The sequence below is a fragment of the Cytobacillus sp. genome (genome assembly GCF_964223445.1).
Classification (GTDB): domain Bacteria; phylum Bacillota; class Bacilli; order Bacillales; family Cytobacillaceae; genus Cytobacillus.
On the sequence record NZ_CAXQGS010000031.1, the window covers coordinates 23488 to 44500 of the forward strand.

The window sequence follows — 21013 nt, forward strand, 5'->3', positions numbered from 1 at the left end:
CACTAGTGCTGCTGATGCCTGCGCGCTATTATTAAGCGTTTTCCGAAACTCTGCCCGGATCCTTTATTCCTTGAAAAAGGAGATTGGTCTGCAGCTGGATATATTCATCGATGCTGTACATTTTCTGCAGCGACCAGCGGCGGAATGCCCACATTTGCCCCTGGACAAAGATGTTATGGGCGATCATTTTGATTTTCTCCTCCGGCAGCTCCAGTTCCCCGTTCTCGACGCAAAGTGTAATGACATGCTCGAACATGCCGACCATTTCAATTTCTTTTTTCAGAACATATGGAAGCGCGTCCTTTGTCAGCGCCTTTACTTCCTGGTACATGACGAGCACTTCATCCTGCATTTCATCGACCACTTTGAAATAGTCTGCGATGCCCTGCTTTAGGCTATCAAGCGTGCCCTGCTTCGTATCAAGACCTTTTTGAAGCCGCTCGGCGACCTGGTCATATATGCTGTCACAAACCAGATATAGGACGTCTTCCTTCGTCCGGATGTATTCATACAGCGTTCCAATGCTAAAACCAGATGCCTTTGCGATCTCTCTAGTTGTTGTACGATGGAACCCTTTTTGGATAAAAAGGGTGACGGCACCTTTAATCATCTGATCACGTCTTTTTTTGACAAGACGCTCATCTTTAACAGAAGCCTGCACTTCCCGTTTTTTCATTGTTATCTACCGCCTCCCCCAGTAAGACATATTATTTTGTTACCATACGAGAGATTACAAGACGCTGGATTTCCTGTGTGCCTTCGTAGATTTGCGTAATTTTGGCGTCGCGCATGAAGCGCTCTACCGGATAATCCTTTGTATATCCGTAGCCGCCAAAGATTTGAACGGCATCAGTTGTTACTTTCATGGCTGTGTCACCGGCAAGGAGTTTGGACATGGCGGATTCTTTTCCGTATGGAAGTCCTTCTGATTCCAGCCATGCAGCCTGGTACGTTAATAGTCTTGAAGCTTCAATGCTTGTGGCCATGTCTGCCAGCTTAAATCCGATTCCCTGCTGGGCAGCGATCGGCTTGCCGAACTGCTGGCGCTCTTTTGCATATTCAACCGAGGCATCCAGTGCGCCCTGGGCAATTCCGACAGCCTGGGCAGCGATGCCGTTCCGGCCGCCGTCAAGTGTCATCATGGCAATTTTGAAGCCTTCCCCTACATTGCCCAGCACGTTCTCAACCGGAACCTTGCACTCTTCGAAAATGATTTCAGTTGTAGGTGAGGAACGGATACCCAATTTCTTTTCCTTCTTGCCGACAGAAAAGCCTTCAAAGCCGGCTTCTACGATAAAGGCTGTTGTTCCTTTATGCTTGGAGGAAGGATCTGTCAGGGCAAACACGACATAGATATCTGCAATTCCGCCGTTTGTGATGAAGATTTTGCTGCCGTTTAAGACGTAATGATCGCCTTCGAGACGTGCTGTCGATCTCATTCCGCCGGCATCAGAACCGCTGCCCGGCTCAGTAAGTCCGTATGCGCCGATTTTTTCACCTTGTGCCATCGGCTTTAAGTACTTTTGCTTTTGCTCTTCGTTTCCGAACTTGAAGATCGGCCAGCCTGCAAGGGAAGTATGTGCAGAAAGAGTTACACCTGTAGAGGCACATACTCTGGATAGCTCTTCAACTGCGATGCAATAAGCCAGGTAATCACTGCCGATTCCGCCGTACTCTTCAGGCCACGGAATCCCTGTTAAGCCAAGCTCCGCCATTTTGTCGAAAATCTCTCTGTCAAAGCGCTCTTCTTCATCGCGCTCAGCAGCAGTCGGCGCCACTTCATTCCTGGCAAAATCGCGCACCATTTTTCTGATCATTTCATGCTCTTCACTCAATTGGAAATTCATTGTTGGTCCCTCTCTTTATATGGATTCGTTGATTTTTTTATAAAAAGGCTGCTTTACAGCTGTTTGCTGATGACAATCCGCTGAATTTCGCTTGTGCCTTCATAGATTTCGGTAATTTTAGCATCACGGAAGTAGCGCTCAACCGGGTAGTCTTCTGTGTAGCCGTAGCCGCCGAATACCTGGATGGCTTCTGTTGTTACGTCCACTGCCGTTTTGGATGCAAACAGCTTTGCCATAGAGGCTTCAAGTCCGCACTTGATGCCGCGCTGGCGCATGTCTGCTGCGCGATAGATTAATAGTTTTGCAGCTTCAACGCCTGTTGCCATGTCTGCCAGCTTAAATCCGACGCCTTGCTGAGCGGCGATTGGTTTGCCGAACTGTACACGTTCCTTTGCATAGCTTGCGGCTGCTTCAAAGGCCGCTTCTGCGATTCCAAGTGCCTGTGAAGCAATCCCGATTCGTCCAGCATCCAGATTAGCCATCGCAATCTTGAAGCCCTCTCCTTCATTACCGAGGAGATTTTCAGCCGGAACCCGCATATCTTCAAATGTCAGCTGCAGCGTTCTTGAGCCGTGCAATCCCATTTTGTGCTCATCTTTTCCAAATACAAGGCCTGGCGTATCTTTCTCTACAATAAAGGCGGAGATGCCTTTGCTGCCAAGCTCCGGATTTGTGGATGCAAATACAATATATACATCTGCTTCACCGGCATTCGTAATAAACACTTTTGAGCCATTGATGACATAATGGTCTCCATCTTTTACCGCACGGGATTTCAGGCTTCCCGCATCTGAGCCTGCGCTCGGTTCAGTAAGGCAAAAAGCTCCGAGATACTCGCCTGAAGCAAGCTTCGGAATATATTTCTGCTTCTGCTCTTCCGTACCAAAGTAAAGGATTGGGTTTGTTCCTACTGATGTGTGGACGGATAAAATAACGCCAACTGTCGCACTTATGCGGGACAGTTCATGGATGGCGATAATGTAAGAAGTAAAATCCATTTCGGATCCGCCGTATTTTTCAGGAATCGGAATTCCCATCAGGCCAAGCCCGCCCATTTTGCGGAGAATCTCCCTTGGAAAATCGCCCTGCTCCATTTTTTCTACAAAAGGGGCAATCTCCGTCTGCGCAAAATCACGCACCATTTTTCTCATCATTTCCTGTTCTTCTGTAAATCTCAGGTTCATTTGTATACCCTCCGATGCTGCCTGGCTCTATTTTAGCCGGCTCCTGTGATTATTTTTCGTAAACGTAGAAGCCTCTGCCTGTCTTCTTGCCAAGCCAGCCGGCTTTTACATATTTTCTTAACAGCGGGCACGGACGGTATTTATCATCGCCAAAGCCCTCATGCAGGGTTTCCATAATATACAGGCACGTGTCCAGGCCAATGAAGTCAGCCAAAGTCAGCGGTCCCATTGGATGGTTCATGCCAAGCTTCATCACTTCATCAATTGCCTCTTTTGACGCAACCCCTTCATAAAGCGTGAAGATTGCTTCATTGATCATCGGCATCAGGATGCGGTTGGATACGAATCCAGGAAAGTCATTCACTTCTACAGGCACTTTTTTAAGCGTCTTTGTGATGCCTTCAATTGTTTGATACACTTCGTCTGCTGTCGCAAGGCCACGGATGATTTCTACTAGCTTCATCACTGGCACCGGGTTCATAAAATGCATGCCGATGACTTTTTCCGGCCGTTTTGTCGCAGCTGCGATTTCTGTGATAGGAAGAGACGATGTATTGCTCGCCAGGATTGTATGCTCTGGTGCAATTTCATCCAGCTGGCTGAAGATTTTTGTTTTGATTTCCATGTTTTCAACGGCTGCTTCGATAACGAGCTCAACTTTTTTTGCATCCTGCAGATCGGTTGAAGCGGTTACATTTTTAAGCACTGTTTCCATCTCTTCCGCTGTCATGCGCTCTTTTTCCACCTGGCGGGAAAGATTATTTTTAATCACGCTAAGGCCGCGTTCAACAAAATCTGGCTTTAGGTCGTTTAAGATGACGCTGTAGCCTGCCTGCGCACAAACCTGAGCGATTCCTGAACCCATTTGTCCAGCACCGATTACCATAATGTTTTTTACATTCATTTTTGTATCCTCCGTTCTTGGGCTTTGGCCGGTAAATTGTTAATTTGGTCCGAATAGATGATCAGCTGCCTCTATCGTTATTCAGTTTGGCCGGTATTTCTGCTGATTTGGCCGGTAAATGTCTGTTCAGTCCTGCGATTTATCCGTTTGGCCGTTAAATTGATTATTTTGGCCGTAAAAATCCTAATTCCGGCCGATAAGTGATTAGTTGCATCTATCTCTCGGCCGGTAAAACGATGCTTTTCCGGCTGCACCCGCCGTCCCAAAAACAGATTACTGCTTCGGAACCTCAATCATCACCGCATCGCCCTGGCCGCCTCCGCTGCAGATGGCCGCAATGCCGATTCCGCCTCCTTGGCGCTTCAGTTCATGCATCAGAGTTAGAATGATTCTCGCTCCGCTTGCACCGATTGGGTGGCCCAGAGCAACGGCACCTCCGTTTACATTCACTTTTTCTTCATCAAGGCCGGCAATTTTTCCGCTTGTTAAAGCAACAGCCGCAAATGCTTCGTTAATTTCAAATAGATCAATTTCTTCCAGGGTTTTTCCTGTCTTTTTCAAAAGAGCATTAATGACAAGGCCAGGAGTTTGCGGGAAATCCTTGGCTTCCACTGCAAGCGCTGTATGGCCTAGAATATAAGCTTCCGGCTTTTTGCCTTCGCGTTCCGCACGCTCTTCGCTCATCAATACTAATGCTGCTGCTCCGTCGTTAACGCCAGGCGCATTCCCGGCAGTGATCGTTCCATCGGAGTTAAAAACTGACCCCAGCTTAGCAAGCTTTTCCAGGGAAGTATCTTTGCGCGGAGACTCATCCTTGGAGACAACGACTGGGTCACCCTTTCGCTGCGGCACTTCCACAGGCACGATTTCCTCTGCCAATTTGCCGGATTCCATTGCTGCAATGGCACGTTCATGGCTTCTTAGCGCCCAGTTGTCCTGCTCTTCTCGGCTGATTTCAAACGCTTTAGCTGTCGAGTTTCCATACGTGCCCATATGGACGCCTGTAAAGCTGCAGCTCAAACCGTCATGAACCATTAAGTCTTTAACAGTGGAATCACCCATGCGCAGGCCCCAGCGCGCTTTCGGTAAAATGTATGGCGCATTGCTCATGGACTCCATGCCGCCGGCCACGATGACTTCCTCGTCACCCGCCCGGATGATCTGATCTCCTAAAGTGACACTTCGCATACCGGATGCACAAACTTTATTGATCGTTTCCGTTTTCACTTCCCACGGCAAGCCGGCCTTTTGCGCAGCCTGGCGTGAAGGAATCTGGCCCTGACCTCCCTGGAGAACGGTTCCGAGAATCACTTCATCTACATCCTCTGGATTGACGCCGGCACGGTTCAGTGCTTCTTTTACTGCAAATCCGCCAAGGTCAGAAGCTGTAAAGCTGCTAAGCGCTCCGGCAAATTTTCCAAAAGGTGTTCTTACTCCGCTAAGAATTACGGTTTTCCCCATAAAGAATCGCTCCTTTGTACTATTAATTTAAAATGTTCGAAAAATTGATTAGAAAAAAATTGGGTCTCTTAAGCTGTTCTGGCTGAAGTTAAATGTTTGTGAAGGTGCTTTAGTTGACTGAACGCTCGCTCGAAAAGACCTCGAAACAAAGGGATTTACCCGATCTTCAGTCTCCCATCAGAATTGTAAGCGCTTTATTATTTTCTATTTTACTAGAAAAATAGCAGAAATTGAAACACTTTACACAAAATTCTGGTAAAAACATTTTTCGTCAAAATGCTTTAGCTGAAATTTGCTTCAGTGCTTCAATTTCCACTTTCAATATGTTAGGATGCTAAGTTCTGGCTTTCACCTATAACAGACTTTTCGAGAATTTCGGCAACATCGTACGTATGAACCTGTTCTTCCACTTCTTTTGCTTTCGTGCCATCTGACAGCATCGTTAGGCAGTATGGACATCCGGAGCTGATCACGGATGGATTCACTGCAAGTGCCTGCTCGGTGCGTGAGACGTTGATGCGGTGTCCTGTTTCCTCTTCCATCCACATCAAGCCGCCGCCCGCTCCACAGCACATGCCGGTTTCGCGGTTTCTTTCCATTTCCACAAGCTTAACGCCCGGAATGCTCTTAAGGATTTCACGCGGAGGATCGTACACCTCGTTGTAGCGTCCAAGATAACAGGAATCATGGAATGTGATCGTTTCTTCTACAGCATATTGCGGCTTCAGCTTGCCTTCTTCTACAAGCTGGGCAAGCACTTCAGTATGATGATAAACCTCTGCCTCTAATCCGAAATCCGGATACTCATTTTTGAAAATGTTGTAGGCATGAGGGTCAATCGTTACGATCTTCTTCACTTCATTTTTCTCAAACTCTTCAATATTCTTTGTAGCAAGCTCCTGGAATAAGAACTCGTTTCCAAGGCGTCTTGGTGTATCACCAGAGTTCTTTTCCTTGTTTCCGAGGATAGCGAACTTAACGCCTGCTTCATTCATGAGTTTCGCAAAGGAAAGAGCGATCTTTTGGCTGCGGTTATCGTAAGATCCCATGGAGCCAACCCAGAATAGGTATTCAAACTCTTCTCCTGCCTTTTTCATTTCCTTCACTGTCGGCACATGAACATCTTCGCGTGCTTCTCTCCAGTCTTCGCGCTCCTTGCGGTTCAGTCCCCAAGGATTGCCCTGGCGCTCGATATTGGTCATGGCACGCTGTGCATCAGCATCCATTTTACCCTCAGTTAAAACAAGGTAGCGGCGGAGGTCAATGATTTTATCCACATGTTCATTCATAACCGGGCATTGGTCTTCACAGTTGCGGCAAGTCGTACAAGCCCAGATTTCTTCTTCTGTGATGACTTCCCCGATCAGGCTTGGGCTGTATGCAAGGCCCGCAGCTGCTTCTTCTGCACCCTGGCCGGCAGCTGCAAGGGCAAGCTGATTGCCTTTCGTATTTGAAAACGCGAATGTCGGCACCCAGGGCTGCTTCGAGGTGACAACAGCACCGTGATTGGTTAAATGGTCACGCAATTTCAGGATTAAATCCATTGGCGAAAGCATTTTTCCCGTGCCGGTTGCCGGACACATATTGGTACAGCGTCCGCATTCCACACATGCATAGAAATCGATCATCTGATGCTGTGTAAAATCTTCAATCTTTCCGACACCAAAGCTTTCCTGTGATTCATCTTCAAAGTCGATTGCTTTTAATTTCCCCGGATTATCCAGACGGTTGAAATATACGTTGGCCGGTCCGGCGATTAAGTGAGCGTGCTTGGATTGCGGCACGTACACAAGGAAAGCGAGCAGGAATACTAAGTGAATCCACCATGAGATGTAAAACACAACAATTGAAGCCGTTTCACCCATCCATGAGAATGCACCGGCAATCATGGAAGCAACCGGCTCTGTCCAGGTTCCTTCATGGCCATGCCAAATCATGCCCATTCCATTGCCAAGCAGTACGGAAAGCATGAGCCCTCCGATAAAAATAAGTACGAGACCTGATTTGAATCCGCGTTTTAAGCGGACAAGCTTTTCCACATAGCGGCGGTAGAAAGCCCAGATTACCGCAACAAGGATCATAAGGGTCACAATTTCCTGGAAAAAGGTGAAGCCAGGATATAACGGGCCCAGCGGCAAATGCGCACCTGGCTTAATTCCCTTGATAATAAAATCGATTGCTCCAAATTGGACAAGAATGAAGCCGTAGAAAAACATCACGTGGATGATACCGCTTTTCTTATCCTTTAACAGCTTTTTCTGGCCAAATACGTTGACCAAGATCTTCTCAAGGCGTTCTTTCACCTTGCCGTCAAACTCCACCTTTTTGCCAAGCTTGATATATTCAATCCGTGTCTTCACAACATAGACAAACAGGCTAATAGCGTAAGCGGTTACAAGAAGAAATGCAATTAAGTTGATCCATAATAAACCGTTCATAGGCATGGTGCTCCTTTCTTCATCTTAGAAAATTTTAAAAACAATATAATTTTCTGAATTTAATCTTACTTCCATTATATTATGAATGAGCATTCAGTCAACCATTTTTCGTTAAACTTGTTCGAAAAATTTTTATTATTTACATTTATTAAATTCTTTTTAAAGGTGAAAAGTCCTCCCCTTTTGGGAAGATTCCATGATAGAAAAATCTCTGCAGGAAATACTAACAGGAAAATCCTGTCGAGAGGAAGATTGCATTGACTGTCTGGAATATCATTATGGTCGTTTTACTCGTCATCTTCTTGTGGCTCTATATTGATTTTACACTGGGCCGGAAAAGCCATATGAAAAAGCTTGAGCGGACCACCCTGCCCATCAGGCAGTCTGATATGGAATTGTTTGCAGACGGGCCTGCTTTGTTTGATGATTTATTCTCCGAGCTTAAGAAGGCCCAAAAGCATATCCATATTTTATTTTATATTGTGAAGGATGATAAAATCAGCAAGGAGTTTTTAACTATTTTAAAGGGTAAAGCAAAAGAAGGAGTGGAAGTCCGTCTTTTGCTTGATTGGGCCGGAAGCTTTCCTGTTAAAAGAAAGACTGTTAAGGATCTAAAAAGCAGCGGCATTAAGTTTTCGTTCGCCCATGTGCCAAAGCTGCCTTTTCTCTTCTATTCTTTTCAGGCCAGGAACCACCGGAAAATTACCGTTATTGACGGAAAGGTCGGTTACAGCGGCGGCTTCAATATCGGCAAAGAATACATCAATCAGGACAAAAAGCTGAGCCCCTGGCGTGACTATCATTTGAAATTCCACGGTGAAGGGGTACAGGATCTGCAAAGAGAGTTCCTGATTGATTGGTATAAAGCAGCGAAGACTGACCTGCTCGCAAACAGCATCTATTTTCCTGAGCTGCATGCAGGAGAATACCGCCATCAGTTTGCGTCTTATAAAGGGGCTTTTTTAGAAGAAAGCTTCTCCTCTTTAATACGCAATGCGAAAAAGAGCATTACGATTGGGACCCCCTATTTTATTCCGGGCAAAAGGCTTTTTCAGGACTTAATTCATGCCTTGGAACGCGGCGTTACAGTAAAAATACTCGTCCCGTGCATCACGGATCATATTCTTGTAAAAGAGGCCTCTTATCTTTACTTAAGGACCTTGATTAAACAAGGTGCTTACGTGTATGAGTACAAAAAGGGCTTTTACCATGCAAAGGCGATTATTATCGATAATGAAATCAGTGATGTCGGAACAGCCAATTTTGATAAGCGGAGCCTGTTCTTAAATTATGAAATCAATTGCTTTATTTATGACAAAGAGTTCATTAAGCAGATCCAAGCTGTTGTAGACAAAGACATACTAAATGCAAAGAGATTGACGCTAAAAGAATTAAACCGGCTGGATCCTTTACGGACTTTCAAGGAAATGCTTGCCCGGTCTGTGGCAGGCTTTCTGTAGTGGATACCAGCATAAAGAAGGTGCTGCAAAGTGAAAATCAGACTGGGATATGTTTCCCATGCCATCAGCTTGTGGGAGGCATCTCCTGCGAGAACGTTAACGTTTACGCGCTATCAGCAAATGCCTGAGGAAGAAAGGCTCGACAAGCTGAAGGCCGTCACAGCGGTGAATCTGCAAAGTACGTTAAGAATGCTTTATTTTAATATCGCCCATGAAATCCAGCTATATCGGCTTTCAAGCTCAATCGTGCCCCTGGCCACACACCCGGAGGTTTTATGGGATTTTGTCACACCCTTTAAGGATAAATGGCTGGAAATCGGTGAATTAATTAAGAAACATGGGCTCCGCGTCAGCTTTCATCCCAATCAGTTCACCCTGTTCACATCTCCGCGCGAGGATGTGACCCGAAATGCAGTCAAAGATATGGAATACCATTACCGGATGTTCGCGGCCATGGGCGTTGAAAACGAAAGCATCATTAATATTCATATTGGCGGGGCTTACGGGGACAAGCTCACGACCATCCGCCGTTTCCATAAAAATCTCCAAATGCTGCCGTCTCATATTAAAGAGCAAATGACACTCGAGAATGATGACAAAACCTATAACGCGGATGAAACTCTCCTGGCCTGCCAGAAAGAAAACATCCCCCTTGTGTTCGATTATCACCACCATATGGCGAATCTCGGCACCCGCCCCCTGGATGAGCTTCTCCCAGAGATTTTTCAGACATGGGAAAAAACAGGACTCAAGCCGAAAATCCACATCTCCTCGTCCAAATCGGAAAAAGCCTTCCGGTCCCATGCCGACTATGTTGACATTGATTTTATCAGACCGCTTCTCGATCTCCTGAAAACCTTTAATCGGGATATCGATTTCATGATTGAAGCTAAAGCAAAAGATAAGGCTGCTCTTAAGCTGACAGAGGATATCAGCAGCATCCGCGGGGTGAAAAGGATTGGCGGGGCGGAGGTAGAATGGAAATAAGAAAAGCGGAGGCGCCTTGCTCACGAAGGAACGCAGACTAAGAACGCCACGTCCTGTGGCAACGTCTGCATGACCCCCACAAGACGAGCCTCACGGAAAGGCGTTCTTTGCCTTTTTGGGAGGATTGTAAGAAATGTGGAGGCGACTGCCCAGGGACGACAAGCATAAGACGTGCCCTTCCAGAAGGTGTTCTTTCCTTCTGGAAGGGATCGACTTATGTCTCGAGTCCCTAGGAGCCGCAACTAGACAGGCTTGTGACCTCGAGGGGGTAGGCGCCGCAGCTAGACAGTTATCTAATTCCGAAGTTTGTCATTCGTAATGGAAGGCGTTCCATGGCGGAACGCCCTTTTATCTTAACTGAATCTCCTTCACCTTCTGTCTCTGTTCCTCCGGCCACCAGGCCCCACAGTCTTCAGAGACTACACAGGCAGCGCATTTCTCTAGGTCATAGACCTTCATCCCCGTAATTGGCGGTGAATAAAGGTGCAGTGTGACAAGGTTCTCCCTGCCTGCACTCTTCATTTTATGCACCCCTTTTTTGGGAGCAAAAAAGAAGGATCCTTTGGACATTATCTCTGCAAAAAGCTCAAATGGGACGCCTTTCTTCACTTCAAAAACGGTGTTTTCCGAATCTCCATTTACTACTTGAATCCACCCCTTTGAATTACCATGATCATGAGGGGCGCATTCGAGATCCGACCAGTTCATGACGAGCAGCTCCACTTCATTATTTTGATATAGCAGCTTGCGGTAATAGGGTTTTCCATCTGCCGGCTGCAAGTGGGGAAGTAAATCCTCAAGTTTGATATCAAGTGATGCCAAAGCCTTTCTAAGTTCTTCTGCAGAAGGTGATTTCAATGAATTCAAACTCTTTTTAAACCGTTCCTTCAAGGCCACTAAACGACTCCCCCTTTATGTGGATTATCGTTTCCTCCATGAAAAATATTTCAGCTGACCATTCACCATGATCACTCCTATAATAATTATGATTCCGCCCATTATGCTTATGAAGGAAATTTTTTCACGAAGCAATAGAATGGCCGCAATAAAGGTAAACAGCGGCTCCATATAGATAAACATTGATACTTTGGAAGCTTCCAAAACCTCAAGTGCCCTGGACCAGTACCAGTAGCCAACCCCCGACACAAATATGCCCAGAAACAATATATGAACCCATTCAGAATCGGATAAAAGATGAAACTTCTCCCACCCTCTATCTCTCATTAAAAAGGGAATGGTCAACACACATCCAAGCAAACTCATATAAAAAGTGACCACAAGTGAAGGAAGCTTAATTTGCAGCTTCTTCACCAAAATCGAGTATATGGCCCAATTCAGTGTACTTAGGATCATGAGAAAATACCCTATATTTAAAGCAAATCCAAGCGTCTGTCCGCTTCTTGCTCCTGTTACCATGAGCACTCCGGAAATCGCAGTTATAATGCCCAGTGCCTTTAGGAATGTCAATTTTTCATGAAGGAAGATCATGGAGAGAAGCACGGTAAAAACAGGTGAAAAAGAAATGATCCACCCCGCAGATGAGGCGTCTATTGTCTTTAGAGATGTTACCTGGATGACCTGATGGATGAAAACGCCGAGTACACCGAGAACAATTAAATGGGGAATATATCTGAGCGGGATGTGGAGCGGATATTTTTTTAAGAGAAGCACAAGGAGCAGAAAAGCTGCCCCGATGGCAAACCGGAGCATGATTAATGTATAAGGGTCCAGCTTATCCAAAACAGCTTTGGTGGAGACAAAAGAGACTCCCCAAAAACTGATAGAAATGGTTGCATAAAGAGAGGCTGCAAATTGTGGCTTCATGGGCGAGCATGTCCTTTCCGGAAGGGTTTCTACCATGATATGCTCGTCCCGATGTAAAATGCGGAGTTTAGTTTGATTTACTTGCGGATTGTATGCCAAATTTATTATTTTTTTGCTGATTTTCCGGATTGGCTGACTAATTTTCTGAGGATTTGCCCGTTACTTTTTGGTTTGCTGCCTGGTTTTCCGATTTGTTTGCTGATTTACCGGGTTTGTTTGCATTTTTCCTGATTTGCTTGCAGGTTTCCAAGGTTTATTTGCATTTTTCCTGATTTGTTTGCTGGTTTCCAAGGTTTATTTGCTAAATTCAGGATTTATTTGTAAAGTTCACATTTAGAAAAAAGAATGCCCCCAAATAATGTGGACACCCTTTTCCAATCTATCTCAATATCCCCTGCAGCCAGGGCAGAACCACTTCATATGCTTTAAACCCGAGGTAAATGCCGACAATCCCCATTATGCCAGGCAAAGCTGGCGGAGCGGGAATCGGCAGCTTCATGAAAGCAAAGACAAATCCGACAAGAAATCCTGTAAGTATGGATAAAAGAACGATTTTCATGAGATCCTCCTATAGTGGCTTACTATGTTTTACCAGTTTAACTACACCCTTTAAACATATGCCTTTAGCTTCCCCTTTTTCGTCTAAAACATGAAAAAAGCCGGCACCAATAAGTGCCAGCCTTGCGTTTTACATTTTTTCTGGAGCAGATACACCGATTAATTTCAGAGCGTTTTTCAAAGTAGTCTGAACCGCTTTGATTAATGCCAGGCGGGCTTTGGTTCTTTCCGGATTTTCCGCATCCAGTACTTTTTCAGCATTATAGAAGCTGTGGAAAGTAGAAGCCAGTTCATAAATATAGTTCGTGATTCTGTGCGGCATGCGCTTTTGCGCAGCTTCGCCGACAGCCTGCGGGAATTCGCCGATTTTCTTCAGAACGTCGATTTCCTTTTCCGCCTGAATCAGGGAGTAATCTGCAGCTTCGGCAGACATGCCCTGCTCTTCACCCTGGCGCAGGATGCTGGAAATACGCGCGTGTGCGTACTGGGCATAGTAAACGGGGTTTTCGTTTGATTGTGATACAGCCAAATCAAGGTCAAAATCAAGATGCGTATCTGCGCTTCTCATCGCGAAGAAATAGCGTGTTGCATCCAGTCCTACTTCTTCCACAAGGTCACGCATCGTTACCGCTTTGCCGGTACGTTTGCTCATCTTCATTTTTTCGCCGTTTTTGTACAAGTGTACAAGCTGGATGATTTCGACTTCGAGCGCCTCACGGTCATAGCCAAGCGCCTGGATGGCTGCTTTCATGCGCGGGATGTAGCCATGGTGATCAGCGCCCCAAATGTTGATCAGCTTTTCAAAGCCTCTTTCAAGCTTGTCTTTATGGTAAGCGATATCTGGAGTCAGATATGTGTAAGAACCGTCATTTTTAATCAGAACACGGTCTTTATCATCACCGAAAGCAGTTGAGCGGAACCAGGTTGCACCCTCATCTTCGTAAATGTGGCCGTTATCCTTTAATGCCTGCAGGGCTGTGCCGATTTTGCCATTATGATAAAGGGATGTTTCAGAATACCATACATCAAATGGCACGCGGAAGTCTTCAAGATCCTGCTTCAGCTTCGCCATTTCATATTTCAGGCCGTATTCACGGAAAAAGTCAAAACGCTCTTTTTCATCCGCATTTACATACTTATCGCCGTACTCGTCAGCCAGCTTTTTGCCGATGCCGATGATGTCTTCGCCATGGTAGCCGTCAGCCGGCATTTCTTTTTCAAGGCCAAGAGCCTGGAAATACCGCGCTTCAACCGATAGAGCCAGATTGTTAATCTGGTTTCCGGCATCATTGATATAGTACTCACGGGAAACATCATAGCCGGCTTTATCTAAAATGTTGCATAAGGAGTCGCCGACAGCTGCGCCGCGGGCATGTCCAAGATGCAAGTCCCCTGTCGGGTTAGCTGAAACAAACTCCACCTGGATCTTCTGGCTGTTTCCAACCGTTGTTTCTCCGTACTGATCCCCTGCTTCCAGAACGGCCGGAATCAGGTCAGTTAAATAAGAATTATTCATGTAAAAATTGATAAAGCCAGGCCCGGCGATTTCAATTTTTTCAATGGAAGCCTTTGAGCTGTCAAAATGAGCGATAAGCTCCTCTGCAATCATTCTTGGCGCTTTTTTAGCCACACGCGCTAATTGCATCGCCATATTCGTGGAATAGTCTCCATGCGCCTTTTCCTTCGGGATTTCCAGAATTACATCCGGAATCTGCTCTTTCGCTGCCAAGCCAGCCTTAACAACCGCATCCTTTATTTCCTGCTTTAATTTGCCTTGCACCTGCTCAACTATGTTCATTGTTCTCCTCCTCAAACGTAATCGCCAAATGGTATGTACCTGCCTGGGATCCCTGCATTTTCAAATCGTATAAAATATCAATCGAACCTTCGCCGGATTCTTCATCATATTGATGGACCATCCGCTTGGTCACTGTGCCCATCTCAAACACTCCGTATGGCGTCTCGTAGCTGCCGCGGAGCTTTTTATTCATTCTGAAAGGGAGCCTCATTTTCACGGCGCCGCTTCGTAAAATCAGTCCGTCTGCATCGGACATTTTTATGATCGTCTTTACTGTTCCCTCTTCCATCATTTCATCATACTGAAGGAACCGGGCAGAATCTTTTCTATAGTATCGGCCAAAAGCAGTCAATTCAAAAGTCTCTTTGCTGCCTCCGCTGCGAATATCTGTCTTCACATTAATCTTCACAGGCATTTGTTCCGCTGAGCGACTGGACAACGGCAACACATCCTTTTCATCATATATAACTATATAAGTATAAATACTTGATGGGGAAAGTGCAAGGAGCGGGTGGCAGGCACCGCCCGAATTTTATCAAATAAAAAAACGGAGACCGAGGTCCCCGTTTATCGCAGTCTACCGAGCAGCAGGCCCCCATTCAAGACTCAGAAGAATGAATGGGGGCCTACTGCCCGTAAAGGCACGATTGGATCAACTAACAATCAGTTGGGGATAAAAAACTCCCCAACTGATTAAAGTTTCACTTTTATTTTTTATTCACCCATCCAAGAATCATTTCCCGGATCAGTTTGCTGGCTGTATTGGCCGTTTGTTCAGATGGGTCATAGATGGGCGCAACCTCTACAAGGTCAGCTCCAACGACTTTAACATCTGAATAGGCAATTTCATGAATAGAAGCAAGAAGCTCTCTTGATGTGATGCCGCCTGCGTCGACTGTGCCTGTTCCCGGCGCGTGGGCAGGGTCAAGAACATCAATATCAATTGTTACATAGACCGGACGTCCTGCAAGCTTAGGAAGAATATCTTTCAATGGCTTGTGCACTTCGAATTTTGAAATGTGCATGCCGACTTCTTTCGCCCACTGGAATTCTTCTTTCATGCCAGAACGGATGCCAAAAGAATAGACATTGCCAGGCCCAATTAAATCAGCTGCCTTGCGGATTGGCGTTGAATGGGATAATGGCTCCCCTTCATAATCCACACGAAGATCCGTATGGGCGTCCATATGGATAATCGCTAAATCCGGATATTTTTTGTACATTGCTTTGATCACAGGCCAGGAAACCAAATGTTCTCCGCCCATGCCAAGCGGGAATTTATCCTCCGCCAGAAGCTGATCGATAAACTCCTCAATCATATCGATGCTTTTTTGGGGATTTCCGAATGGCAGCGGAATATCGCCGGCATCATAATATTTTACCTCTTCAAGCTCACGGTCCAGGTATGGGCTGTACTCTTCAAGCCCGATGGAAACTTCCCTGATGCGGCCAGGGCCGAAACGGGAGCCTGGACGATAGCTGACCGTCCAATCCATCGGCATTCCATAAATGACCGCTTCACTTTCCTCATAACTAGGATGGCTTTTAATAAACACATTGCCTGAATAGGCTTCATCAAAACGCACCAAGGTCATCCCTCACTTTTTATGTATTCAAGAAGGCTGCTTTAGAAAGCAGCCTGTCCATTACTTCACTAAGTCTGCAACAAATTTAGGCAATACAAATGCCGCTTTATGCAATTCCTTCGTATAGTATTTTGTTTCGATTTCATGGAAGCGATCTTCGCTTACTTCTAATGGATCGTATTTTTTAGATCCGATTGTAAATGCCCACATTCCGCTTGGGTAAGTAGGGATATTCGCAGTGTAGAGACGAGTGATTGGGAAAATTTCTTTCACATCGCGCTGTACGTTGCGGATAAGGTCCGCTTTGAACCAAGGGTTGTCAGACTGGGCCACAAAGATGCCGTCTTCTTTTAAGGCTTTAGAGATTCCAGCATAGAAGCCTTTTGTGAATAGATTTACCGCAGGTCCAACCGGCTCAGTTGAGTCCACCATGATTACGTCATATTCATTTTCGCTTTCGGCAATGTGCATGAAGCCATCGCCCACCTGCACATCAACGCGAGGGTCATCGAGCTTGCCTGCAATCTCAGGAAGGAATTTTTTTGAGTACTCAATAACCTTTCCGTCGATATCCACCAGAGTCGCCTTTTTCACGCTTGGGTGCTTAAGGACTTCACGGATAACACCGCCGTCACCGCCGCCAACAACAAGAACGTTTTCAGGGTTTGGATGCGTGAACAAAGGAATGTGCGCAACCATCTCATGGTAAACAAACTCATCCTTGACTGAAGTCATAACCATGTCGTCAAGAAGAAGCATATTGCCCCACTCTTCTGTTTCCACCATATCAAGCTTCTGGAATTCTGTCTGTTCTGTATGTAAAGTACGCTTTACCTTCATCGTAATGCCAAAGTTCTCCGTTTGTTTCTCTGTAAACCAAAGTCCCATTCTTTAATCATTCCTTCCATAAAAAAATGAATTATCACTAAAGAGCAGCAAAAAGCATTTTCATCTTTTATACTTCCCTAACATGCAAATAACAAACACAGAAAAAGTATAGATGAATCTAGCAAAATTGCAAGAAAAATTTCGCTAATTAGTAGAGAAAGATGTTTAAAATCCTCCTGTTTTTTCAATACTGAATACATAGAGCACTTATTAGGAAATTATTTGGATAATTCGCTGCATTTATCGGTCAGCTTTTAATTTTATCGGTCACTTTGGAGTCTTTATCGGTCAGACTTCTAGTTTATCGGTCAGTTTGGACAGTTTATCGGTCAGTTTTTTATCTTTTCGGTCACTTGGCACTGCATTAACTTTTCACTATAAAAAAGTTTGAAACAGATAAATAGGGGGTGCTTGATATGGAATTAATGACAGATCAGCGTTTTCGGAAAACGATGAAATATTTGCGTGCGGTTCTCATTATTAGCTTAATAGGAATGGCTATAGCCGCAGTGATGATCGGAGGCATTCTCGTATATGCCAAAATCTTAGGGCCTCCGCCGCTTGCCGTTCCGCAATCGACTTTATTTTTCTCGGATGATGGCACGGTTATCGGAGAAAGCCACAACGGCCAAAAACGCTATTGGGCCCCACTTGATGACATCAGCCCGCATTTGATTGATGCGACGGTCTCGATAGAGGATAAGAATTTTTTCGAGCACAATGGATTTGATTATAAAAGAATCGCAGGTGCCGCCATCGCTGATATAAAGGCAATGGCCAAAGTTCAGGGCGCCAGCACCATCAGCCAGCAGTATGCCCGCAACCTGTTCCTTGAACATGAAAAAACCTGGAAGCGGAAATTGCTTGAGGCTTTTTATACCATTAGGCTGGAGATGAATTATACGAAAAAGGAAATCCTCGAAGGCTATTTAAATACGATTTATTACGGCAATGGAGCTTACGGCGCGCAGGCAGCAAGCCAGTTCTATTTCGGGAAGGATGCAAGTGAGCTGTCATTGGCTGAGGCTTCGATTTTATCCGGCATCCCTAAGGGTCCTGGCATCTACTCGCCATTTGCATCAGCAGAAAAAGCAGATCAGCGTCAGAAAGTGATTCTGCAGACGATGGTGAAGAACGGGCTTGTCAGCCAAAAAGAAGCTGATCTCGCGGCGGCGGAAGAGCTTGAGCTGGTTGGTGAGCACATGCATCCACGATCGAAAACAGCCCCGTATTTTCAGGACGCTGTCCGCAATGCCCTTAAAACACAGCTGAAGCTGGATGACCGCACAATTGAACTGGGCGGGTTGAAGGTTTATACCACTTTGAATCTGAAGGAACAGGAAATCGCGGAAGAAACAATAAATAAGCTTATTTCAAAAGACTCGGAGATTCAGGTCGGAGTTGTGGCCATGAATCCGAAAAACGGGTATGTGAAAGCAATGGTTGGCGGACGTGATTATGAGGAAAGTCCATTTAACCGGGCAGTCCAGGCAGTCAGGCAGCCCGGATCGACGATAAAGCCGCTTCTCTATTACGCGGCATTGGAGCAGGGCTTCACCCCCTCCACTCCAATCCGGAGCGAGCAGACGACTTTTCGGTTTGAAGACGGTACGCCGGACTATACACCGCATAACTTCAACAGCAAGTATGCGGATGACGAAATCACAATGGCCCAGGCCCTTGCTCTATCTGACAATGTCTATGCGGTGAAGACTCATTTATTTTTAGGAGAAGAGACGCTTGTCAATACAGCCAAGAAATTTGGCATTACCTCTAAAATGGCGAAGGTACCGTCCCTTGCACTCGGCACATCCGGTATGAGAGTCATTGAGCTTGCGAACGCCTACAGCATGTTCGCCAATGGAGGGAAAAAGGTCTCGCCGGTACTGATTAAGCGTGTGGAGAACCATAAAGGCGAAGTTATCTACGAGCAGGAGCCATTTCAGATGAAGGTTCTGAAGCCTGACCTTGCTTTCGTTATGACCCATATGATGACAGGTATTTTTGACCGGAAGCTGAACGGCTATGCCCAGGTAACGGGAAGCACAGTCATCAACGACATGACACGCCCGTACGCCGGCAAGTCCGGTTCAACAGAAACAGACAGCTGGATGGCCGGCTTTACACCACAGCTGGTCACTGCGGTATGGACCGGCTATGACAAAGGCCAGGTCATTACAAAAACAGTTGACAAAACGTATGCCAAAAATATTTGGATCCGGTTTATGGAGGAAGCCCATAAAGGAAAGCCGGCCAAGGAATTCAAAGCGCCCAAAGATACAGTCGGCGTCTACATTGATCCAGCCAACGGGAAAATTGCCGGGGAAAACTGCCCGGTCAAGCGCCTAACCTATTTCGCAGAAGGCACAGAACCTGCGGAATACTGTACAGACCATTTGAGCCATAAAGATGAGAAGAAAATCGAGGAGCCTGAAAAGAAGCCCGAGACACCTTGGTATAAGAAACTGTTTCGGTGGGCTTCGTAATGGTGACAGGCACCTATACCACTAATAAAAATGGTATAGGTGCCTGTCTTTTTACATTGAAAAACCCCGGGGTCCGAATCCCGGGGTTTTTCGTGTCCTAGTGCTATATTGTGCCTTCACACTGTTAAATAGTTTACTTTTTTTATTGGAATTGTACAAGTAGTTAGAAAATCACGTCAAAAAAATGTCACAATTTCGTCACAAAATTAGACTTTTTTTCTAAATGGCTTGTAAATCTGTTTTTAGCCGTTCCGCCGATCTTTCCCACATGCCTGCGTCATGATTTTTCAGGAAATCTGCCAGCACTTTTTTGGATTTCTCATCCATATGATCTACAATGATGTGTCTTTTAATCGATTTATCCATGCGGTTCACATGCTCTGGCAGCGATTTGTAGCCCCGGCGGATTTTTCTGTCGACTGTCATCTCACATGCTGTAACACCTGCATAATAAGCGCCGCCCTCTTTGCGGTCTATGGTGACCCAAATTAGCCAGTACGGCTTCCCATTTGGCACTTCCTCTTTGCTTTTCAAAAACTTGATGCCTTTTTCAACAGGACTGCGAGCATGCATGGCGCCCACTTCAATTGACGCCTCCCCGGCATCCACATCAATAATAACCGGTGTTACATTATCAAGGCTCAGAGTCCCGACCCCAAATCCGCCATGTCCTTCAGTCGGGTCGCTCTTGATTATATTAAAATCAACCTTCTTTTTCTTTTTTTCTTCCATTTCAAGTCCTCCTAAGCAAATATTAGGCTCTTATTATTATGTCATAAATATTTCATAGAAAAAATCATTTAGGCCGCTCGCCAGCACTGGCAAAACGGTGTTAAAAATTGGCTGGATGGTGTATTGATCCAGCGGTGTAATGACAAGGATAAGGAAAATAACGGACCCATACGCCTCAAACTGAGTCATTTTCGGGCGAATATGGGCTGGTGCCAGATCCTCAATAATTCTGTAGCCATCAAGCGGCGGAAACGGCAGCAGGTTGAATACAAACAGCACTAAATTCAGCTGAATAAAGATATTAAGGAAATCTGCCACAAACGCTGGAAACGAAGCAGCGAGTCCTGTACCGGCTAGGGCATACCAGATAAAAAAGCCCAGGACAGCCATCACCAGATTGGATATCGGTCCCGCAATTGAGACAGATATCCCGGCAAGCTTCGGATTTTTGAAAAAGAAACGGTTGACCGGTACTGGCCTGGCCCATCCAAAACCGGCAATAAAAATCAGGATTGTTCCAATCGGATCCAGATGCTGCATGGGATTTAGAGTTAATCTGCCCTGATTTTTTGCTGTGGGATCTCCAAACTTATAAGCCACATAAGCATGGGCAAATTCATGGACCGTAAAGGCGATCATCAACGTTACCGCGACATAGGGAATCTCCCTGAGAGAAAATGCCAAAAATTGTTCCAAATGCCAAAACTCCCTCTCCTGCCGGCTGAAAAGCCAGGCTTTATTTATACATACTATGTAGGAAAAGCCGATGCTATTTACCTAAAAGTATGTATAAATAAAGCCTGGCTTTTCAGCCGGCAGGAGAGGGAGTTTTGGCATTTGGAACAATTTTTGGCATTTTC

19 protein-coding genes are annotated in these 21013 nt (G+C 45.6%); 3 read left to right on the forward strand and 16 right to left on the reverse strand.

What is annotated here, in order from left to right:
• Nucleotides 1-31: 31 nt before the first annotated feature.
• The 7 genes from ACEQ1T_RS04575 to ACEQ1T_RS04605 form a co-directional block, all read right to left on the reverse strand.
• Nucleotides 32-676, reverse strand: a complete 645-nt coding sequence (locus tag ACEQ1T_RS04575; protein ID WP_206840799.1) for a TetR/AcrR family transcriptional regulator — start codon at nt 674-676, stop codon at nt 32-34.
• Between the two features lie 31 nt (nt 677-707).
• Complete coding sequence (locus ACEQ1T_RS04580; RefSeq protein WP_370221890.1) at nt 708-1847, reverse strand: acyl-CoA dehydrogenase; 1140 nt, start codon at nt 1845-1847, stop codon at nt 708-710.
• A 53-nt stretch (nt 1848-1900) separates the two neighbouring features.
• Nucleotides 1901-3031: an acyl-CoA dehydrogenase gene (locus tag ACEQ1T_RS04585; RefSeq protein ID WP_206840803.1), complete on the reverse strand. Its 1131-nt coding sequence runs from the start codon at nt 3029-3031 to the stop codon at nt 1901-1903.
• A gap of 49 nt (nt 3032-3080) precedes the next feature.
• Complete coding sequence (locus tag ACEQ1T_RS04590; protein WP_370221891.1) at nt 3081-3935, reverse strand: 3-hydroxybutyryl-CoA dehydrogenase; 855 nt, start codon at nt 3933-3935, stop codon at nt 3081-3083.
• Between the two features lie 77 nt (nt 3936-4012).
• On the reverse strand, nt 4013-4201 hold the full coding sequence (locus ACEQ1T_RS04595) for a hypothetical protein (protein WP_206840806.1): 189 nt from the start codon (nt 4199-4201) through the stop codon (nt 4013-4015).
• Between the two features lie 7 nt (nt 4202-4208).
• A complete protein-coding gene (locus tag ACEQ1T_RS04600) occupies nt 4209-5396 on the reverse strand; it encodes an acetyl-CoA C-acetyltransferase (RefSeq protein WP_370221893.1) in 1188 nt (395 codons plus the stop codon).
• 326 nt (nt 5397-5722) lie between these two features.
• Nucleotides 5723-7834: a heterodisulfide reductase-related iron-sulfur binding cluster gene (locus ACEQ1T_RS04605; protein ID WP_370221894.1), complete on the reverse strand. Its 2112-nt coding sequence runs from the start codon at nt 7832-7834 to the stop codon at nt 5723-5725.
• 278 nt (nt 7835-8112) lie between these two features.
• Between ACEQ1T_RS04605 and cls the strand changes: the two genes are divergently transcribed.
• The gene (gene cls / locus ACEQ1T_RS04610; RefSeq protein WP_370221902.1) at nt 8113-9294 is read left to right on the forward strand and encodes a cardiolipin synthase; all 1182 of its coding nucleotides are present in this window, start codon (nt 8113-8115) and stop codon (nt 9292-9294) included.
• Nucleotides 9295-9324: 30 nt separating this feature from the next.
• Nucleotides 9325-10281: a UV DNA damage repair endonuclease UvsE gene (gene uvsE, locus ACEQ1T_RS04615; protein WP_370221895.1), complete on the forward strand. Its 957-nt coding sequence runs from the start codon at nt 9325-9327 to the stop codon at nt 10279-10281.
• A 348-nt stretch (nt 10282-10629) separates the two neighbouring features.
• On the opposite strand, the gene ACEQ1T_RS04620 is transcribed toward uvsE, so the two are convergent.
• From ACEQ1T_RS04620 to speE, 7 genes are all read right to left on the reverse strand, one after another.
• Nucleotides 10630-11178: a cysteine dioxygenase family protein gene (locus tag ACEQ1T_RS04620; protein ID WP_370221896.1), complete on the reverse strand. Its 549-nt coding sequence runs from the start codon at nt 11176-11178 to the stop codon at nt 10630-10632.
• Between the two features lie 24 nt (nt 11179-11202).
• Nucleotides 11203-12105, reverse strand: coding sequence for a DMT family transporter (locus tag ACEQ1T_RS04625; protein ID WP_370221897.1), 903 nt, complete (start codon nt 12103-12105; stop codon nt 11203-11205).
• Nucleotides 12106-12484: 379 nt separating this feature from the next.
• A complete protein-coding gene (locus ACEQ1T_RS04630; RefSeq protein ID WP_009332314.1) occupies nt 12485-12664 on the reverse strand; it encodes a XapX domain-containing protein in 180 nt (59 codons plus the stop codon).
• Nucleotides 12665-12793: 129 nt separating this feature from the next.
• Nucleotides 12794-14461 (reverse strand): arginine--tRNA ligase, encoded by a 1668-nt coding sequence (gene argS / locus ACEQ1T_RS04635; RefSeq protein WP_370221898.1) that lies wholly within the window; start codon nt 14459-14461, stop codon nt 12794-12796.
• On the reverse strand, nt 14448-14900 hold the full coding sequence (locus ACEQ1T_RS04640) for a DUF1934 domain-containing protein (protein ID WP_206840819.1): 453 nt from the start codon (nt 14898-14900) through the stop codon (nt 14448-14450). Before ACEQ1T_RS04640 ends, argS begins: the two co-directional genes overlap by 14 nt.
• Nucleotides 14901-15168: 268 nt before the next feature.
• On the reverse strand, nt 15169-16047 hold the full coding sequence (gene speB, locus ACEQ1T_RS04645) for an agmatinase (protein WP_206840821.1): 879 nt from the start codon (nt 16045-16047) through the stop codon (nt 15169-15171).
• A gap of 60 nt (nt 16048-16107) precedes the next feature.
• Nucleotides 16108-16935 (reverse strand): spermidine synthase, encoded by an 828-nt coding sequence (gene speE / locus ACEQ1T_RS04650; protein WP_206840823.1) that lies wholly within the window; start codon nt 16933-16935, stop codon nt 16108-16110.
• Between the two features lie 416 nt (nt 16936-17351).
• On the opposite strand from speE, the gene ACEQ1T_RS04655 reads away from it, so the two are divergent.
• Nucleotides 17352-19421, forward strand: a complete 2070-nt coding sequence (locus ACEQ1T_RS04655) for a transglycosylase domain-containing protein (protein ID WP_370221899.1) — start codon at nt 17352-17354, stop codon at nt 19419-19421.
• A gap of 219 nt (nt 19422-19640) precedes the next feature.
• Here the strand turns inward: ACEQ1T_RS04655 and ACEQ1T_RS04660 are convergent, their stop codons facing one another.
• Both ACEQ1T_RS04660 and ACEQ1T_RS04665 read right to left on the reverse strand, forming a co-directional pair.
• Nucleotides 19641-20153, reverse strand: a complete 513-nt coding sequence (locus ACEQ1T_RS04660; RefSeq protein WP_370221901.1) for a YwhD family protein — start codon at nt 20151-20153, stop codon at nt 19641-19643.
• Nucleotides 20154-20189: 36 nt separating this feature from the next.
• Nucleotides 20190-20849, reverse strand: a complete 660-nt coding sequence (locus ACEQ1T_RS04665; RefSeq protein WP_019380571.1) for a site-2 protease family protein — start codon at nt 20847-20849, stop codon at nt 20190-20192.
• Nucleotides 20850-21013: the final 164 nt, after the last annotated feature.

What these genes read in the sequence shown, in the direction of transcription:
- ACEQ1T_RS04575 (WP_206840799.1), bottom strand. Translation starts at nt 676, where the DNA reads ATGAAAAAACGGGAAGTGCAGGCTTCTGTTAAAGATGAGCGTCTTGTC.
- ACEQ1T_RS04580 (WP_370221890.1), bottom strand. Translation starts at nt 1,847, where the DNA reads ATGAATTTCCAATTGAGTGAAGAGCATGAAATGATCAGAAAAATGGTG.
- ACEQ1T_RS04585 (WP_206840803.1), bottom strand. Translation starts at nt 3,031, where the DNA reads ATGAACCTGAGATTTACAGAAGAACAGGAAATGATGAGAAAAATGGTG.
- ACEQ1T_RS04590 (WP_370221891.1), bottom strand. Translation starts at nt 3,935, where the DNA reads ATGAATGTAAAAAACATTATGGTAATCGGTGCTGGACAAATGGGTTCA.
- ACEQ1T_RS04600 (WP_370221893.1), bottom strand. Translation starts at nt 5,396, where the DNA reads ATGGGGAAAACCGTAATTCTTAGCGGAGTAAGAACACCTTTTGGAAAA.
- ACEQ1T_RS04605 (WP_370221894.1), bottom strand. Translation starts at nt 7,834, where the DNA reads ATGAACGGTTTATTATGGATCAACTTAATTGCATTTCTTCTTGTAACC.
- cls (WP_370221902.1), top strand. Translation starts at nt 8,113, where the DNA reads ATGGTCGTTTTACTCGTCATCTTCTTGTGGCTCTATATTGATTTTACA.
- ACEQ1T_RS04625 (WP_370221897.1), bottom strand. Translation starts at nt 12,105, where the DNA reads ATGAAGCCACAATTTGCAGCCTCTCTTTATGCAACCATTTCTATCAGT.
- ACEQ1T_RS04630 (WP_009332314.1), bottom strand. Translation starts at nt 12,664, where the DNA reads ATGAAAATCGTTCTTTTATCCATACTTACAGGATTTCTTGTCGGATTT.
- argS (WP_370221898.1), bottom strand. Translation starts at nt 14,461, where the DNA reads ATGAACATAGTTGAGCAGGTGCAAGGCAAATTAAAGCAGGAAATAAAG.
- speE (WP_206840823.1), bottom strand. Translation starts at nt 16,935, where the DNA reads ATGGGACTTTGGTTTACAGAGAAACAAACGGAGAACTTTGGCATTACG.
- ACEQ1T_RS04655 (WP_370221899.1), top strand. Translation starts at nt 17,352, where the DNA reads ATGGAATTAATGACAGATCAGCGTTTTCGGAAAACGATGAAATATTTG.
- ACEQ1T_RS04660 (WP_370221901.1), bottom strand. Translation starts at nt 20,153, where the DNA reads ATGGAAGAAAAAAAGAAAAAGAAGGTTGATTTTAATATAATCAAGAGC.